General features: G+C 70.9%; 16 protein-coding genes. 7 read left to right on the top strand and 9 right to left on the bottom strand.

Annotation, left to right across the window (positions count from 1 at the left end; all coding sequences use genetic code 11):
* The first annotated feature begins 110 nt into the window (after positions 1-110).
* Positions 111-2,387: a tetratricopeptide repeat protein gene (locus ACSDR0_RS02740; RefSeq protein WP_435287098.1), complete on the top strand. Its 2,277-nt coding sequence runs from the start codon at positions 111-113 to the stop codon at positions 2,385-2,387.
* A 236-nt stretch (positions 2,388-2,623) separates the two neighbouring features.
* Positions 2,624-3,382 carry an SDR family NAD(P)-dependent oxidoreductase gene (locus tag ACSDR0_RS02735; protein ID WP_435287097.1) on the top strand — a complete coding sequence of 253 codons (759 nt, stop codon included), beginning with the start codon at positions 2,624-2,626 and terminating at the stop codon, positions 3,380-3,382.
* A 148-nt stretch (positions 3,383-3,530) separates the two neighbouring features.
* On the opposite strand, the gene ACSDR0_RS02730 is transcribed toward ACSDR0_RS02735, so the two are convergent.
* A complete protein-coding gene (locus ACSDR0_RS02730; protein ID WP_435287096.1) occupies positions 3,531-3,998 on the bottom strand; it encodes a peptidase inhibitor family I36 protein in 468 nt (155 codons plus the stop codon).
* 301 nt (positions 3,999-4,299) lie between these two features.
* Here ACSDR0_RS02730 and ACSDR0_RS02725 point away from each other — a divergent pair, with 301 nt between their 5' ends.
* Entirely contained in the window at positions 4,300-4,992 is a 693-nt protein-coding gene (locus ACSDR0_RS02725) for an HNH endonuclease family protein (RefSeq protein WP_435287095.1), read from the top strand.
* Here the strand turns inward: ACSDR0_RS02725 and ACSDR0_RS02720 are convergent, their stop codons facing one another.
* The 3 genes from ACSDR0_RS02720 to ACSDR0_RS02710 form a co-directional block, all read right to left on the bottom strand.
* Entirely contained in the window at positions 4,993-5,376 is a 384-nt protein-coding gene (locus ACSDR0_RS02720) for a PepSY domain-containing protein (RefSeq protein WP_435287094.1), read from the bottom strand.
* Between the two features lie 152 nt (positions 5,377-5,528).
* The gene (locus ACSDR0_RS02715) at positions 5,529-6,053 is read right to left on the bottom strand and encodes a hypothetical protein (RefSeq protein ID WP_435287093.1); all 525 of its coding nucleotides are present in this window, start codon (positions 6,051-6,053) and stop codon (positions 5,529-5,531) included.
* Between the two features lie 153 nt (positions 6,054-6,206).
* Positions 6,207-7,013 (bottom strand): STAS domain-containing protein, encoded by an 807-nt coding sequence (locus ACSDR0_RS02710; protein ID WP_435287092.1) that lies wholly within the window; start codon positions 7,011-7,013, stop codon positions 6,207-6,209.
* Between the two features lie 99 nt (positions 7,014-7,112).
* Here ACSDR0_RS02710 and ACSDR0_RS02705 point away from each other — a divergent pair, with 99 nt between their 5' ends.
* Entirely contained in the window at positions 7,113-7,505 is a 393-nt protein-coding gene (locus ACSDR0_RS02705; protein ID WP_435287091.1) for a chemotaxis protein CheB, read from the top strand.
* 21 nt (positions 7,506-7,526) lie between these two features.
* On the top strand, positions 7,527-9,395 hold the full coding sequence (locus ACSDR0_RS02700; RefSeq protein WP_435287090.1) for a CheR family methyltransferase: 1,869 nt from the start codon (positions 7,527-7,529) through the stop codon (positions 9,393-9,395).
* 16 nt (positions 9,396-9,411) lie between these two features.
* On the opposite strand, the gene ACSDR0_RS02695 is transcribed toward ACSDR0_RS02700, so the two are convergent.
* The gene (locus tag ACSDR0_RS02695; RefSeq protein WP_435287089.1) at positions 9,412-10,671 is read right to left on the bottom strand and encodes a HAMP domain-containing sensor histidine kinase; all 1,260 of its coding nucleotides are present in this window, start codon (positions 10,669-10,671) and stop codon (positions 9,412-9,414) included.
* Positions 10,668-11,351, bottom strand: coding sequence for a response regulator transcription factor (locus ACSDR0_RS02690; protein ID WP_435287088.1), 684 nt, complete (start codon positions 11,349-11,351; stop codon positions 10,668-10,670). Before ACSDR0_RS02690 ends, ACSDR0_RS02695 begins: the two co-directional genes overlap by 4 nt.
* Positions 11,352-11,444: 93 nt before the next feature.
* Here ACSDR0_RS02690 and ACSDR0_RS02685 point away from each other — a divergent pair, with 93 nt between their 5' ends.
* Positions 11,445-11,951, top strand: coding sequence for a hypothetical protein (locus tag ACSDR0_RS02685; RefSeq protein WP_435287087.1), 507 nt, complete (start codon positions 11,445-11,447; stop codon positions 11,949-11,951).
* 13 nt (positions 11,952-11,964) lie between these two features.
* Here the strand turns inward: ACSDR0_RS02685 and ACSDR0_RS02680 are convergent, their stop codons facing one another.
* Both ACSDR0_RS02680 and ACSDR0_RS02675 read right to left on the bottom strand, forming a co-directional pair.
* On the bottom strand, positions 11,965-13,050 hold the full coding sequence (locus ACSDR0_RS02680) for a CU044_5270 family protein (protein WP_435287086.1): 1,086 nt from the start codon (positions 13,048-13,050) through the stop codon (positions 11,965-11,967).
* Positions 13,047-13,661 (bottom strand): RNA polymerase sigma factor, encoded by a 615-nt coding sequence (locus tag ACSDR0_RS02675; protein ID WP_435287085.1) that lies wholly within the window; start codon positions 13,659-13,661, stop codon positions 13,047-13,049. The genes ACSDR0_RS02680 and ACSDR0_RS02675 overlap by 4 nt, the downstream gene beginning before the upstream one ends.
* Before the next feature lie 231 nt (positions 13,662-13,892).
* Between ACSDR0_RS02675 and ACSDR0_RS02670 the strand changes: the two genes are divergently transcribed.
* Positions 13,893-14,822, top strand: a complete 930-nt coding sequence (locus ACSDR0_RS02670) for an SPFH domain-containing protein (protein ID WP_435287084.1) — start codon at positions 13,893-13,895, stop codon at positions 14,820-14,822.
* 73 nt (positions 14,823-14,895) lie between these two features.
* On the opposite strand, the gene ACSDR0_RS02665 is transcribed toward ACSDR0_RS02670, so the two are convergent.
* Positions 14,896-15,666: an IclR family transcriptional regulator gene (locus ACSDR0_RS02665; protein ID WP_435287083.1), complete on the bottom strand. Its 771-nt coding sequence runs from the start codon at positions 15,664-15,666 to the stop codon at positions 14,896-14,898.
* Between the last annotated feature and the right edge of the window lie 103 nt (positions 15,667-15,769).

Here is a 15,769-nt window from a genome sequence, read left to right as displayed (position 1 = left end):
TGAGATCACGCTCATCCGCACGTACGGGGCCCATATCGTGAGGCCTCGGGGTTGTGCGGGATCGCCGAGCCGTTTGGGGCATGCTCCCCGACCTGGCAGACTGACGTCTCATGGACGTGGACATCTGGGCCTGGGTGGGCGACACCCAGAGGCAACTGCATGAAGCAGGTAACACCGGTCTGGCTATGGCGATCGGAGATGTGCCCGCGCAGGCGCTGGAAGGCCGGTACGCGCAGCTCGACGTGCTCGCGCCCGCCATCGCGCAGCAGGCGGAGAACCTGCGGCTGCCCTGGCTGGAGTTCTACGCCCGCTACTGGCACCTGATCGGCCGCGTCGGCGACCGCGCGCAGGGGACCGTCGCGATCGCCGACGCCGAGACGCTGGTGGAGTTCACCAAGGGGGAGGACGTCCGCGAGTGCCCGGGCGTGCCCGGTGCCGTGGTGGCGCTGGCCATCGCGCAGGCGAACGCCGACGGTCCCGGTTACGCCGCCGAGCGGCTGGCCGCGCTCTCGGCCCTGGACGTCGAGCCCGGCTCGCTGGCCTTCGCCGCCGTCGCCGAGCACTACGTCGCGGCGCTGGTCGACGCGGGTCGCGCCGACGAGGCCGTCTCCCACGCCGAGACCGCGGTGGCGGCGCTGGGTGGTGCCGGACGCGAGGCGAGCTGGGAGCTGGGGGCCGCCTCGGCCCGCGCGCTGCTCGCCGCGGGACGCGCCGAGGACGCGCTCACCGCGCTCGACGCCGCGACCGGTTTCAAGCCGGACGACCCGGTGGCCAAGGAGCATCGTGAGGGAGTGCTCCGCGCGCTCGTGCTCGCGACCCTCGGCCGGGTGCAGGAGTCCGTCGACGCCCTGCCCGACCTCGACGTGGTCGGCGACCACCCCCGCGTCTGGGTCGAGTGGTCGTACGCCGTCCGCGCGCTCGCCGGAACGGCGCAGATCACCAACACCTGGCAGCTGGGCCGGGTGCTCAAGCAGTGGATCGACTACTTCGCGATGATGGGCGGCTACCACGCCCGGGTCGAGCTGGCGCTCGTCGCCGGACACCTGGCGGTCGCACGCCAGGGAATCTGGCAGGCGCGTCTCCTGGCCGACCTGGCGGAGTCGGCGGCCGGGGAGCTCCGGAGCCCCGGTGACGTCGCCGAGCGGATCGCCGAGCTGCGCGCCGCCGCCGACGGGGCCACCGCGCTTCCGGCTCCGGGGCCCACGGCCGAGCTGGTCGGTTACTTCGACGCCGCCGACGGCTTCAACGCCGACCCGGAGCGCTGGGTGGGCTGGCTGACCCCGCTGTCCGGCCATGACGTGGAGGCCACCCGGCGCCACACCACCACGCTGGGCTTCCTCGGCTACCCGGCCAGGGGCGCCGACATTTACTGGACGATGCTGGTCGAGTCCGGCGACATCGAGAACGCCGACCCGCAGGACGCGTCGTACCTGAGCGGCCTGCTGATCGAGGCCCGCCAGGACGAGCGCCTGGAGCAGGTGGTCGAGCGGCTGCCCGCCGCGCAGCGCCACCTGGCCCTTGGGCGCCTGCACACCGCGCGGGAGCGCTGGGAGCAGGCGGCGGCCGAGGGCGAGGCGGCGGTCGCCGCAGGCGGCGGCATCGAGGCGTCCCGTCTGTGGTCGGCCGCGGTGCAGCAGCTCGGCGACAACGCCAAGGGCGCGGGCATTCTGCGCGATCTCCTCGACTCCGAGGAGATCGAGCACCAGGACATCTGGCGGATGGTCGTCATGGCGACGGCCGCCGAAGACTGGGAGACCGTCCGCCTGGGCGCCGCCAAGATCGGGATGCCGCTGCAGTCGAGCGAGGGGCCGATCGAGGAGGAGATGGGCCTGGTGCGCATCATCCTTCCCGCCCCCGACGGCAGCCAGCGCCAGGTCCTGAGCGTGCGCACCGGCCCCGCGACGGCGCGTCTGGCCATCCCCCAGCCTCCCGGCATGGAGTACAACGCCGGTGACCTGGTCGTCTTCGAGCCGCAGTTGCTCGAGCCGATCCCGGAGAGCGCCGAGGAGCAGGAGAACTTCGTCCCGCCCTTCGCCGCGGTCAGCATGCTGCGCCCGGGTGGCTACACCAGCTGGTTCTTCGACGGCGCCGCTCCCAGCCAGGCCGACTGGACCGAGTTCAACGACGTCATGGTCGAGCGCGGCTGGCCGATGTGGGTCTACAGCGACGACAACTACGTCGTGACCCACCCGACCTCGGGTGAGCCGCTGCCCGGCGTGTTCGGCTGGATCGCGGTCCCGCCGGAGGTCAGCCCGGTCGAGCTCGACGCGCTTCTGGACGACGCCACCGAGCGCTGGGTGCACCCGCTGGCCTGGCTCGACCTGGCCAAGGCCGTCGACGTCGAGGTCGAGCGGCACGAGCGGATCACCAAGGAGTACGGCCTGTAGGACGGATCGCCACGGCCGCGCCCGGCGGCCGTGGCGCCGTCGGCCCCCTGCGGAGGGGGGCGGACGGCGCCAACCGCGAACCGCCCGGAGCCGAAGAAGCCGTACCGTCCGAGAACCGCCTGGATCACCGGCGAGCACGGACACCGAATCGCCCGTGAGGAGACCCCTCGCGGGCGATTCTCGTCGCGGTCACTAGAATCTCATTCGGCACGTTGGGCGGATGAGGGAGGACCCGGATGCTGGAACGATTCCGGCTGGACGGCAAGGTCGCGATCGTCACCGGCGCGTCCTCGGGGCTGGGCGTCGCTTTCGCGAGGGGCCTGGCCGAGGCGGGCGCGGACATCGTGATCGGTGCCCGCAGGAAGGATCGCCTCGCGGAGACCCGAGCCCTGGTCGAGGAGACCGGCAGGCGGTGCGTGGCCCTCGTCACCGACGTGACCAAGCCCGAGGACTGCCAGGCGCTGGCAGAGACGGCGGTGGCCGAACTGGGCGCGGTGGACATCCTGATCAACAACGCGGGGGTGGGTTCGGCGGTTCCGGCGCTGAAGGAGACGCCCGAGCAGTTCCGGCAGGTCGTGGACATCAACCTGCACGGCACCTACTGGATGGCGCAGGCCTGTGCCAGGGTCATGAGGCCCGGCTCCTCGATCGTCAACGTCGGGAGCATCCTGGGCGAGACGACCGCCGGGCTGCCGCAGGCCGCCTACAGCGCTTCCAAGGCGGGGGTCGTCGGCCTCACGCGCGATCTCGCTCAGCAGTGGACGGGGCGGCGCGGCATCCGGGTCAACTGCGTCGAGCCGGGTTTCTTCGCCTCGGAGATGACCGACCAGTATGCCGAGGGCTATCTGGCCTGGAATCTTGAGCACCGGGTGCTGATGAAGCGCCCCGGCGACCCGGCCGAGCTCGTCGCCGCCGCGATCTTCCTCGCCTCGGACGCCGCCTCGTACGTCACCGGTGCGGTGATCCCGGTCGACGGCGGGATCCTGATCACCTGATCCGGGAGCTCCGATCACCTGGCCCGGGTGCCGCCATCACCTTGTCCAGCCGGCCGGATCACCTGGTCCGGGTGGTCGCGGAGACCTTCTCCCCGGGCCCAGGATGAGCGGGCGCGCGGGGAGAAGGGGAGGGGGAGGCCCGGCGTTGTCAGGGGAGCCAGTCGATGGCGTCGACGCTGTCGTTGGTCTCCAGCGACTCTTCCAGCGAGTGGTAGGGGGGCAGCGTGCGATCCGAGCCCGCGTAGTCGATCAGCTGGACGTAGTAGCCGGTGTTGTTGAGCCACGATGAGACGTTGTTCGCGGCGGTGGAGGAGCCGCCCACGCCGCCCGGCATCGGCACGTCCTCCAGATCGGTCGGGTAGCCCGCCGGGATGCTGTATCCCGGCCCGCTGAAGCCGTAGTCGCGGTAGAGGCAGAGGCTGTTGAAGGGGCACTCGACGTTGGCTTCGAGCTGGACCACTCGCGGCGGCAGGGCGGGGGCCCGCCGCTCGGCCGCCGGGGCTGAGGCCGCCGCGGCGGAACCGGACCCGGAGGTCAGGAGCAGGGTGACCACGGCGGTGGCCAGCCCCGTCACGGTTCGTGCGAGGTGGGGATGACGCGATGAGATCTGTCTCACGCGAGTCCTCTCCGTAGCGAATTGCTCACCGATTGTGAGCGCTCCTGGTCATTAGAGCACCATTACTTTACGTAGTCGATAGTCGCGTTGAGTGAATATCCGAGGGTGTGTGTTTTCGGGGGAACGGCGTCTTCGTCTCCGGCCGGAGGGATCGCGATTGCCTTTGTGCAGGTCAGGCGATAGATGTCGTTAAGGCGTGGATTGATGAGCCAGGAATTCTCTCGTTCCCCCAAAGACTGCTTGAGGCTTTTAAGATTGAGGACGGTATCTGGGGTAATTTGCCGCTTCAGAGGGTGAACGCATGAGAGGTGGCAGGGTGCGGGCTGCGCTGGTACGAGGTGTGGTCGTCGCGACGATCGCGTTCGCGGTGGCGGGTTGTGGCCCGTTGCCTGAAGGGGGCACGGACGAGGGGGCGCAGTCCTCCGGCGGCGGTCAGTCCGCGTCCGAGGCGCTCAAGGATCTGAAGAAACTCGAGGTCAAGGGGCGCGCCTCGATGACCGGTTTCGACCGCGACGAGTTCGGTTCCGCGTGGTCGGACGTCGACAAGAACGGTTGTGACACCCGTAACGACATTCTCATTCGCGACCTGAAGGAAGAGGTCTTCAAGAAGGGCGAGGACGGCTGCGTCGTGCAGTCCGGAATTCTCGAGGACCCCTACAGCGGCAAGACCATCAAGTTCGAGCGCGGGACGCGGACCAGCATGGCGGTGCAGATCGACCACGTGATCGCGCTCGCCGACGCCTGGCAGAAGGGCGCCCAGCAGTGGTCCGAGTCCAAGCGAAGGGAACTCGCCAACGACCCGCTGAACCTGCTGGCCGTGGACGGGCCGCTGAACAGCCAGAAGGGCGCCGGAGACGCGGCGACCTGGCTGCCGCCGCGCCGCGCCTACCGGTGCCCCTACGTCGAGCGTCAGATCAAGGTGAAGGTCAAGTACGACCTGTGGGTGACGTCCGGGGAGAAGGATGCCATGGAGGCCGTTCTCAAGGCCTGCTGATCAGTCGTCGTAGTCGCGCTTCAGCTTGATGATCTTTCCGGTCTTCGCCGACACATAGACGTCGTACTCCCAGGCACCCTTGTGCAGCTCGACCTTCCAGGCCCGCTGCCCGTGCTCCCACTCGCGCTCGACCTTGCTCACCCGTGCGCCGGGGACGCGCTTTTTGGCGATCCGCACGGCCTTACGGGAGGAGATGTACGCCGAGGTGGTGACCGGTGCGGCGGCCGTGCCCGTGACACCGGTCGCGGCCGTGCCGGTGGCGGCCGCGGTGACGGTGATCGCCGCGCTGTCCGTCTGGTGCGCGGCGAGGGCGATGCCACCTCCACCGGCCAGGAGTGCGGCGGTTGCGAGGGTTCCGACGGTGATTCTGGTGATTCGTTTCATGTGCCAAGATTTGCGGAAACTTTGCTAGGGGCACGTTAAGGGAACGCTAACCCGGGGCGAATCAGACGCGAGGCCGGATTCCGGCGCGTTTCCACATGACACTCCGGGCGGGTCGGCATTGGAAGCCTGTACGCCACTTTTGGCGGATCGCGTTAGATGTCGGTCCGTCCGGGGTCGTCTTTCGAAGGGGGCGGTCCCGCCCGCTCGGCCATGGAGGCCCTGTGCTCGTCGGCGGCGGCCTGGCGGCGATGCTCCAGTGACTGGAGCCGGTGGGTCTCCGCGTCCCCGCTTCCCGCCGCCGCGGCCCGGTCGTGGCTCGCGGCCGCGTTCCTGTGGGCCTGGGCCGCCGACCGGTATCCGGCCACCGCGCGTTCCCTGGCCTGCTCCGCCCGCAGCCGCGCCTTTCTCAGGTGGGCGTCGGCCCGCTCCGTCCGTTCGGCGCGCGACGTGGGGGACGTGGGTGAATAGGGGGACGGCGGCGCGGTCTCGCCGCGGGCGAGTTCGTACCGGCGCTCGGCGGCCTGCCCGGCCCGCTCCCCGGCCCGGGCGATGCGCTCGCGCGTGCGCTCACTCCACTCGTTCCGTGCCTGGTCCCGCTCGTTCCGTGTCTCGTCCCGCCCGTCCCGGGGTTCGTCGCGGGCGTCCGGGCTGTCATGGATCTCGGGATCGCCCGCCATGTGGCTCGCCCTTCATGGAGCCGCGGAGGCGGCTCGGCGGAAATCCGCTTCCTTCGGAAAGCGGAGAAGTCACGACATCATGCTTTCCGCCATGGCCACCGGTAACCGTGGGGGTGCGTGATCATCCGCTCGGTGATCCGGCCGCGGCGCGACTCAGCCGGACCCGGTTGAGAACGAGGCGGTGAGTTCGCGCGCCCGATCCGCCTTCAACCGGTGGAAGCGGTCGTCGCAGGCCAGTCTCACCGCGGCTCGCATCGCGATATGGGTGTTCAGCCCGGCCTTGAGGGTGGCCATCCGGTCATGGATCTCGGCCAGCGCCGCGCAGGTCGTCTGCGCCTGGAGGTGGAGCATCTCCAGGTGTGCGGCCGCCTCCCGTCTCAGGTGCGCGGCCCTCTCCAGCGCCGGGTGCGCGGCGCGTGCGGCGGGCGGGTGCGCCGCCTCCCGCCAGGCCCGGGGCGTCGTGCTCTCCGAGGGTGGCGTGCGCTCCGGCGGGGAGGCGTCCTGCGGGGAGGACGTTTCCCGGACGAGGGGCCCGGTGCGCGGAGCGGTGCCCCGGTGGGTGCGGCGTCTGCCGCCGACGCGGCGCAGGACCGGGGCGTGCCGCCGGGGGAGCGGCAGGTCTTCGGGGAGATCGTCCAGGCTGGAGGTGTCGACCAGGCCGGGGTGCTCGGGCTCCTGTGCTCCCCAGAGCACGTTGAACAACCGGACCACGGTCGGGGAGGGGACGACGAACAGCTCTCCTCCGGCCGCGCGGAGGCCCTCGTGGATCCGTTCCAGCGCCCGGGCCCCGCTGACGTCGCAGAAAAGCAGCTCGCCGGCGTCCACGAGGATATGTCGTGTGCCTTCGAGCATGAGTGACTCCAGCTCCGACTCCAGCAGCCGGTAGTTGAAGGCGTCTATCTCGCCCATCACGGCCACCAGAGCCGTATCACCGTATTGGTGAATGACATATACCGACATATCCATATTGGCCATACCCTTCAAGGGTCTTTCAGAGGCCCCGCCGACAACCCTACGGTTCCCCAGTATGAATGGGTCCCGACGGGATAGAAGCTAAATGTGGCAGGTTCCGGGGGGCGTGATGTGGTGGTCGTCGCGGTTTCGGCCGGTGGCGTGAAGGCCCTGCGCGCCCTGTTCGCACGCCTGCCCGACGATCTCGCCGCCTCCGTTCTGGTGGTGCCGCACCTGCCCGCGCGCGGGGTGAGCAGTCTCGCGGGAATCCTCGACCGCGCCGGGCCGACGCCGTGGAGCGGGCGTTGTGGACGGCGGTCCCGCGACTTGAGGAGCGGCTGCGCACGCCGGCGCGCGCGAGGTCGTGGGAAGGGAGACACTCGTCGCGATGCCCGCCGGAGGACGCCGAGCGGACCGGGCAGGCACTGGAGAGGCTGCGAATGCCACAAAGCCGCATCGACGGCACCGGGGAAAGTCTTGCCCTCACGTAGCGGTCGGTGACGGGCCTAGGCTGGCAGGGTGATGCACGGTGACGAACGTGAATTCGACGACCTCCTGCTCATGTTGAAGGAGACGCGCGGCTTCGACTTCACGGGATATAAGCGCACCACCCTCATGCGCCGCATCAGCCGGCGTCTGGAGGCGCTCAAGCTCGGTGATTACGGCGAATACCGCGATTACCTGGAGCTGGAGCCCGAGGAGTTCAACCGGCTCTTCGACAGCCTGCTGATCAACGTCACCGCTTTCTTCCGCGACCCGGCCGCCTGGCAGACGCTCCGCGAGACCGTGGTCCCCTCTCTGCTGGCGAGCAAGGGGCCGGGCAAGGTGATCCGGGTCTGGAGCGCGGGCTGCGCGACGGGCGAGGAGGCCTACAGCCTCGCGATGGTGCTGGCCGAGGAGCTCGGCATGGACGAGTTCCGCGAGCGGGTGAAGATATACGCCACCGACCTCGACCAGAAGGCCCTCCAGGCGGCGCGGGCGGCCGTCTACAGTGAGCGACAGCTCGCCGACGTGCCGGAAGAGCTGCGCCAGACCTATTTCGAGCAGGTAGACACCGGTTTCGGGTTCCGGCGCGACCTGCGGCGCCAGCTGATCTTCGGTCGCAACGACCTCACGCGCGACGCGCCGATCTCCCGGGTCGACCTCCTGCTGGCCCGCAACACGCTGATGTACTTCAACAGCGAGACCCAGCTCAGCATCGTCCGCCGGTTCCACTTCGCGCTCTCCAACCCCGGTTACCTCTTCCTGGGCAAGGCGGAGATGCTGCTCAACCACGGCGACAGGTTCGAGCCGGTGAACCTCCGCATGAGGCTGTTCAAGAAGATCGGCTCGCCCCCGCCGGGCAACCGCTCCGCCTGGGCCCCCGGCGCCGGCGTGTCGCAGACCCGCCCGTACGTGCGGCACACGGTGCTGCAGGCGGCGGCGCTCGCCGCCGGCCCGGTCGCGCAGATCGCGCTCGACCGCTCCAGGAACCTCGCCCTGGCGAACTCGCGCGCCGAGCTGCTCTTCAACCTCAACCCCCGCGACATCGGGCGGCCGTTCCAGGACCTGGAGGTGTCCTACCGGCCGGTCGAGCTCCGCTCGGTGATCGAGCAGGTGGAGCTGGACCTGCGCGTCACCGAACTCCAGGACGTCGCCTGGCACCGGCCGAACGCGTCGGAGCCGAGCGTTTTCGACATCGCCGTCGTCCCGCTGCTGGAACCGGGCGGCGAGCTGGTCGGCGTCGGCGTCAACTTCCACGACGTGACGCGCTACCGCCAGCTCCGCGACCGGCTGGAGCAGGCGAACAGGGAGCTGGAGCACGCCTACGAGGAGTTGCAGTCGACCAACGAGGAACTGGAGACCACGAACGAGGAGCTGCAGTCCACGAACGAGGAGCTGGAGACCACCAACGAGGAACTCCAGTCCACGAACGAGGAGCTGGAGACGATGAACGAGGAGCTGCAGTCGACCAACGACGAGCTCCAGCAGATCAACGACACCCTGAACTCCCGCAGTGACGATCTCAAGCGGACCACCGCCCTCGTCTCCTCGGTGGTGCGCAGTCTCGGCGACGCCGTGGCCGTGGTCGACACGGACCTGCGGGTGCTGGTCTGGAGCCCGGGAGCCGAGGAGCTGTGGGGGCTCCGCGCCGACGAGGCGATCGGCTGCCGGCTGGCCTCCCTCGACATCGGCCTTCCCGTCGGGGAGATCCTGACCAGGGCGCGGCGAATGCTGGACACGGGACCCGAGCCGGGAAACGGCCGCGATGACGGCGTCACCCTGAACGGCGTGAACCGGAGGGGGCGCCCCGCCCGGCTCAACGTCGAGCTCTCCCGCCTGCACACCGACGACATGTCACCCCATGGAGTGATCATGGTGATGAACCTCCTCCAGCAGGAGCAGGACTAGCTCCTCACCTCCGGCCTCAGGGCGTGACGGCGGGCAGGGACAGGATCACGCTCGCCCCGCCCTCGGGGGAGGTCCGCAAAGACAGCGAGCCGCCCGCCGACTCGGCCGTGCGGCGGGCGATGTCGAGACCGAGACCGGTCGATCCGGCACCGCTCTCGCCGCGCTGCAGCGGGTCGGGCGTGGCGAAGCCGGGACCGGCGTCGGCGACGGTCAGCAGCGCGCCGCCGCCGGTCGCCTCCAGCCGTACGGAGAACGAGACCCCCTCCGGCGTGTGCGCGAACACGTTGCCGAGCAGGGCGTCCACGCAGGCGGCCAGGTCCTCGGCGGCGACCCCGACCGGCAGCGGGCCGGGGGCCAGGTCGAGGGTGAAGTGCCGCGACTGGTCCTCGGCGAGCACCGACCAGAACGTGACCCGTGCCCCGGTCACCTCCGCCGCGTCGCACTCGGCCCGCTCACGCACCCGTCTCCTGGCCTCGGTGATCACCGAGGTCACGGCGCGTTCCAGGGCGTCCACCCTGGCCTCGATCCTGGCCGACTCCTCCGGGTCGGCCAGCGACTCCGCCTCCAGCCTCAGCCCGGTCAGCGGGGTGCGCAGCCGGTGGGACAGGTCGGCGGCGCTCTCCCGCTCCTCCGCGAGCAGGCCGGTGATGCGCTCGGCCAGGTGGTTGAGGGCGAGACCGACCGCGTGCACCTCCGGAGGTCCGTCGGGCACGGTCCTGGCGGACAGATCGCCCGCCGCGAGCCGGTGCGACACCCTCGCCAGCGCGGTGATCGGCCTGATCACCGCGCGGGCCAGCCGGTCGCCGACCAGCACGCCCAGCCCGACCAGGGCCAGGCCGAGCGCCGCCAGCCCGGCCCAGACCTGGGGCACGCCCCTGGTCAGACGGCCGTCGTCCAGGAACACCCGGACCACCGCCGTGCCCCCGGGCGCACCCTGGACCGCGACCAGGATCTCCCGCCCGCCGGGGGCGGCGGCGGTGACGCTGCGACCGCGAGAGGCCAGTTCCACGGCGGTGGAGCGCGGGGCCCGGGCGCCGATCACCTCTCCGCCGGGAAGGAAGATCGTGACCGGGTGCTCGGCCTGCTCGGCGGTGAGCCGCAGGGTCTCGGTGTCCACCGCGCCGACCACGACCGCCACCGACTCGGCCTCGCTCTCGGCCTCGCTGACCGCCCCGCTCACCGCCACCGTGCGGACCAGCAGGGCCAGCGGGACCAGCAGCGCGATCAGTACGAGGGAGGTGGTCGCCGCGACCAGCAGGGTCAGCCAGCGCCTCATGCCGGGGCGGCCAGTCGCACGCCGACACCGCGTACGGTCTGCAGGTAGCGGGGTTCCTGGGACGTCTCGCCCAGCTTGCGGCGGAGCCAGGAAAGGTGGACGTCCACCGTCTTGTCGGCTCCGCCGTAGGGGATCTGCCAGACGTGGGTGAGCAGCTCCCGCTTGGTGATCACCTCGCCGGGCCGGGCCGCCAGATAGTGGAGCAGGTCGAACTCCCGGGGGCTCAGGTCCAGCGGCGTCCCGTCCAGGGTCGCCTCCCGGGTGCGCGGGTCGATCCGCAGGCCCCCGACGGTGACCGCGCTGTCGGCGCGGCTCTCGCCCGCCATCCGCCGGAGCACCGCCCGTATCCGCGCGTCGAGCTGGGCCGCGCTGAACGGCTTGACCACGTAGTCGTCGGCGCCCGCGTCCAGCAACCTGACCATCTCCGTGTCGCCGTCCCGCGCGGTCGCCACGATCACCGGGACCCGGCTCACCGCGCGGAGCATCCGCAGCAGGTCAAGGCCGTCCATGTCGGGCAGGCCGAGGTCGAGGACGACCAGGTCGGGGCGTTCCTCGACGGCCAGCCGCAGGCCGTCGAGAGCGGCGGGGGCGGACGACACGGCGTGGCCGCGGTCGCGCAGGCCCCGGGTGAGGGAGGTGCGGATCGCGGCGTCGTCCTCGATGAGCAGCACGTTTGACATTTGCCGCCACGTTAGCCCCCTCCCGCACCGGGTCGAAAGCGGGTTAGCCGCCCCTTAGCGTTGTCTTATCGTTCCAGGTGGCACAGTGAGGGCATGCGCAAGCGTCTTCCCCTGGTCGTGGCCGGATGGCTGATCACCGGGCTCCTCGCGATCGGAGTGGGTGTGGCGGTGATCGACCGTCTCAGCGAGCCGCTGACGGACACCGGGCTCCGGCCGCTCTCCGCCGCCGAGGTCGACGAGGCGCTCGCCCTCGCCTCGTCCCTTCCCAGCGCTCCGCCCGCCGTCGCGTCCCCGTCCGGCAGCGGCCCGGATCCCGGCGCCTCCTCTCCCGAGCCGACCGTCACCGTCACCGCCACGCCCGCCGCGGAGCCCGGCAAGAGCCGGGTGATCACCACGGCGGGCGGCAGGGTCATCGCCCGGTGCGAGAACGGCCTGGTCACCCTCCGGTCGTGGAGCCCGGCCCAGGGATTCCAGGCCGACGACGTCGAGCGCGGACCCGCCGGCCGGGCCCGCGTCGAGTTCGAGTCCGAGGAGGACGAGGTCAAGATCGAGGTCCACTGCGCGGCCGACGGATCACCCGTCCACCGCGTCCAGACCTGATCCGCTGCGGCCGTCAGCCGCAGCGGTTCGCCTCGTCGTCCTCCGAGTTCGCGCCGGGGGCCTCGTCGGCCACGGTGACCGAGAGCTGGGCGGTCGAGGCGACCAGGCTGCCCTTGGGGGATTTGGCGGCCTTCTCGTCGACCACGATCCCGCGCTCGCCGAGCAGCTCGTACGTCTTCGCGTCGAAGATCAGGTCTTCCCTGACGCCGTTGACGCCGACTCTGCCGACGCCGATCCCCTCGCGCCCCGCCGCGTCCTCGGCCCGCTTGGTGACGTCGACCCCGGGGATGGTGCCCACGGCCTTGAACAGCGCCGCACGCTGCGCCGGGGGCATGTAGGTCTCCCTGAGCATGTCGCCCGCCGCGGTGAAGGCCGCCTCGTCCTTGGAGTTGCCGCCCCGGTCGCCGGTGTAGAGGTGGGCGCGCATCCCGTCGGCGTCGGTGGGGAGCCTCTTGAGCGCCGCGTGGTCGGTGCGCATGTACTCGGGGGCCTTCCCGCAGTTCACCAGCGGGAGCGTCTCGACGCCGGTCCTCTCGTACGCCATCTCGGGGATCGGCCAGCCGGGGTAGGCCCTGGGCTCCAGGTACTCGATCTGTACCACGCCGTTCCTCGTCCCGTCGGCGGACAGCCAGATGACCCGCTTGGTCCGGTAGAGGTAGCGGGTCTCCCCGCCGAGCTCACCCGTCTCCGCGTTCGTCGCCGTGCCGCTGAAGGAGCCGTACATCGTCTCCGACTCGACCTTGACGAACTGGTCGTCGCGCGGCGCCAGGTCCGTCCTCACGGCCGCCCGCGCCGCCCTGTCGAGCACCTCGCTCGCCGAGACGGCGGCGATCTCGGGCATCGTCACCACGACCTCCTCCACTGCTCCCGGCGAGCCGTTCCGAGCACCTGACAGGGTGATCGCGGTCGCCCCCACCGCCACCGCGAGCGCCCCGGCCAGCGCCATCGCGTACGGCCCGCGCCAGCGCGGGCTCCGTCCCCGGGCCCGCGGCCCGGCGGCCGCGGCCAGCCCCCGCCGGGCCGCATGCCTCGCCCTCTCGTCGTACGGGGGAGCGTCGGGCCGGATGGCGGCGACCAGCTGGATCTCGTCATCGTTCATCTGTGCGACTCCAGGGAGCGGCGGATCTTGGTCCGGGTGCGGGAAAGGCGGGACCTGACGGTCCCGATCGGGATGCCGAGCGCCTGCGCGACCTCCTCGTAGGTCAGGTCGGCCCAGGCCACCAGCAGGAGCAGGTCCCGCTCCGCGGAGCCGAGCCCGGCCAGCGCGGCGGCGAGGGCGGGCCTGAGCCGGTCGGCGGTGACGCGCTCGGCGCTGCGGTCCTCGAACTCGGCCGCGGGCTCGGGAGCCTGCCGGGCGAGCGCCTTCAGCCTGCGGGTCTCCGACCTGCGGTGGCCGGAGATCAGGTTGGAGGCGATCCCGTACAGCCAGGGTCTGGCGTCGGCGCGGCCGAGGTCGTACCGGGCCCGCTTGCGGAAGGCGACGAGGAACGTCTCGGCCGTCACGTCGTCGGCCGTGGTCACGTCGTCCAGCCGCCGCGCCACGTACCGGTGGATCTCGTCGGCGTGGCGGTCGAAGAGCCCGGCGAACCTGTCGGGGTCCGCCAGGGACTCCCCGATCAGTGTCGCGTCGGTCGCGCCGGTTTCATCGGTCGCGTCGTCGGGCGGGGGCGGGGGGAAGGCCCCGGTCCGCTGGGGGAGACCCAGTGTCACCACCCGTTTCGTCCAGTCGTCATCAAGGGGAATCCTTCCGGAGCGCGTCCGCGCTCTCACCTCCTACTCCGCCGGTCGCCGCTGCCGGGTTCCATGAAATGACATGTCTATTTTGTCGGATTTTTTGGAAGGACATGTCTCCGTTGAGTGTCGGTCGGCGGAGGCTGCGCTGTCCGTGATCGGCCGCCACTAGGATCCGCCTTCACGAAACGGGTGTGAAAGGGATAGATGATGAGCGCTCAGAAGGCCGGTGGCGGCAGACGGCTGCTGCTGAAGGGGTTCCTCCTCGCGGTCGCCCTGCTGGTGGTCTCCGGATTCGCCCTCAGCGCGTGCTCGCGGGTGAGCACCCAGCCCGACGAGGTGGTCCTGCACTACGCGGGCGGCGTCCTGGAGGCCATCAAGTTCGAGAAGTGCATCAACCCCTCCAGCGGCGCCACGCTCCTCGGCCCCGGTGACAACGGATACTCCTACCCGTTCGGTCAGCGGACCTTCGACTTCTCCGGGGCGGACGACGCCGAGTCCAAGCCGCTGTCCGTGGTCTCCAAGGACAACGTGGAGATGACGGTGTCCGGGGTGGCGACGTTCACGCTGAACACCGACTGCAGGACGCTCCAGCAGTTCCACGAGAAGATCGGGCTGAAGTTCCGCGCCTACTACGAGGAGGGCGAGTCGTCCGACGGCTGGCGGCGGATGCTCAACATCTACATGCGGGTGCCGCTGGACCGGGCCATGGACGCCGCCTCGCAGGAGTTCGAGTGGCGGGGGCTGTTCAACGACCCGAAGGTGAAGCAGGCGTGGGAGGCGCGGGTCGGCCAGCTCGCCAGGGAGTTCATCAAGGGGACGGCCGGGGGTGACTACTTCTGCAACCAGAACTACGGGGGCAGCGGGCAGTGCGGTGACATCTCCCTGACCATCCAGAAGCCCGAGCCGCCGGAGTCCCTGGTCAACGCCCTGGCCTCGGAGCAGGCGGCCAAGGCGGAGAACGTCGCGCAGACCCAGCGCAACGCCAAGGTCCGCACCGAGATCGAATCGATCAAGGATCTTGTGAGGGTCCTCGGCCCGCAGGGCGCCGTACTCTGGCAGGCCATCCAGAAGGGGCAGGTCAGCGTGGTCCCGGTGCCGCAGGGCAGCAACCTCAACATCACCCCTCCGGGCCGCTGACCCCGGCGCCCGGAAGCTCGTCACTCCGCCGCCGGGCCGCCGTACGCCATTCTCGTCAGCGCGGGCGACCGGTTCACGACGTGTCGTCCGCCCTGGCGGGCATGGTCGGGCCCAGCTCGGCGCCGAAGTCGTGCGCGATCCTGCGCATGCCCTCGGCGAGGTCCCGCCGGTCGAGCGCTGTGATGCGCTCGGCCGGGCCGGACACCGACAGCGCGGCGACCGTCCGCGCCCCGTCCCGTACGCCCACCGCCAGGCAGTGCACGCCCAGCTCCTCCTCGCCCAGGTCCATCGCGTACCCGTGTTCGCGCACCCGCTCCAGCTCGGCGAGCATCCCGGGCAGGTCGGTGATCGTGTTGGCGGTCCTGCGGGGCATGCCGGTCCGCTCGACCAGCGACGCCACCTCGGTGTCCGCCCTGTCGGCCATCAGGACCTTCCCCACGGCCGTGCTGTGCGGCAGCACCCGCCTGCCGACCTCCGCGAACATCCGCAGCCGCCTCGGCGAGGGCACCTGGGCGACGTAGACCACGAAGTCGCCCTCCAGCACCGCCAGGTTGGCCGTCTCGCCCGACAGCTCGACCATCCTCGTCAGGTACGGCTGCGCCCACACGCCCACCATGCGCTCGGCCACCCCGCCGAGCCGCACCAGCGCGCCGCCCAGGGCGTAGCGGCGGTCGGACTCCTGGCGTACGTAGCCCCGCGCGAGCAGCGTGCGCAGCAGCCGGTGGATCGTCCCGTACGGCAGGCCGGTCCTGGCCGCGATCTCCGAGAGTCCGGCCTCCCCGCCCCGCTCGGCCAGCGCCTCCAGCACGTCCAGCGCCCGGTCGACGGACTGCACCGCGTTCATGAGCCCCCCTCGCCGGACGATCCCGGATCCGTGCGCGTCCCGTACCGGCCGGGCGGGCCGCCCGCACGACCCCCGCTCACGGCACTCTCGCTCAAGGCATCCA

It is taken from the genome of Streptosporangium sp. G11 (assembly GCF_051192615.1).
Lineage (GTDB): Bacteria > Actinomycetota > Actinomycetes > Streptosporangiales > Streptosporangiaceae > Streptosporangium.
This window is presented reverse-complemented; position numbering and strand designations above follow the sequence as displayed.

Bases quoted from the DNA above. Each gene is read 5' to 3' on its own strand.
- ACSDR0_RS02735 (WP_435287097.1), top strand. From the start codon at position 2,624: ATGCTGGAACGATTCCGGCTGGACGGCAAGGTCGCGATCGTCACCGGC.
- ACSDR0_RS02690 (WP_435287088.1), bottom strand. From the start codon at position 11,351: ATGTCAAACGTGCTGCTCATCGAGGACGACGCCGCGATCCGCACCTCC.
- ACSDR0_RS02725 (WP_435287095.1), top strand. From the start codon at position 4,300: ATGAGAGGTGGCAGGGTGCGGGCTGCGCTGGTACGAGGTGTGGTCGTC.
- ACSDR0_RS02685 (WP_435287087.1), top strand. From the start codon at position 11,445: ATGCGCAAGCGTCTTCCCCTGGTCGTGGCCGGATGGCTGATCACCGGG.
- ACSDR0_RS02665 (WP_435287083.1), bottom strand. From the start codon at position 15,666: ATGAACGCGGTGCAGTCCGTCGACCGGGCGCTGGACGTGCTGGAGGCG.
- ACSDR0_RS02715 (WP_435287093.1), bottom strand. From the start codon at position 6,053: ATGGCGGGCGATCCCGAGATCCATGACAGCCCGGACGCCCGCGACGAA.
- ACSDR0_RS02720 (WP_435287094.1), bottom strand. From the start codon at position 5,376: ATGAAACGAATCACCAGAATCACCGTCGGAACCCTCGCAACCGCCGCA.
- ACSDR0_RS02700 (WP_435287090.1), top strand. From the start codon at position 7,527: ATGCACGGTGACGAACGTGAATTCGACGACCTCCTGCTCATGTTGAAG.
- ACSDR0_RS02740 (WP_435287098.1), top strand. From the start codon at position 111: ATGGACGTGGACATCTGGGCCTGGGTGGGCGACACCCAGAGGCAACTG.
- ACSDR0_RS02695 (WP_435287089.1), bottom strand. From the start codon at position 10,671: ATGAGGCGCTGGCTGACCCTGCTGGTCGCGGCGACCACCTCCCTCGTA.
- ACSDR0_RS02680 (WP_435287086.1), bottom strand. From the start codon at position 13,050: ATGAACGATGACGAGATCCAGCTGGTCGCCGCCATCCGGCCCGACGCT.
- ACSDR0_RS02710 (WP_435287092.1), bottom strand. From the start codon at position 7,013: ATGTCGGTATATGTCATTCACCAATACGGTGATACGGCTCTGGTGGCC.
- ACSDR0_RS02670 (WP_435287084.1), top strand. From the start codon at position 13,893: ATGAGCGCTCAGAAGGCCGGTGGCGGCAGACGGCTGCTGCTGAAGGGG.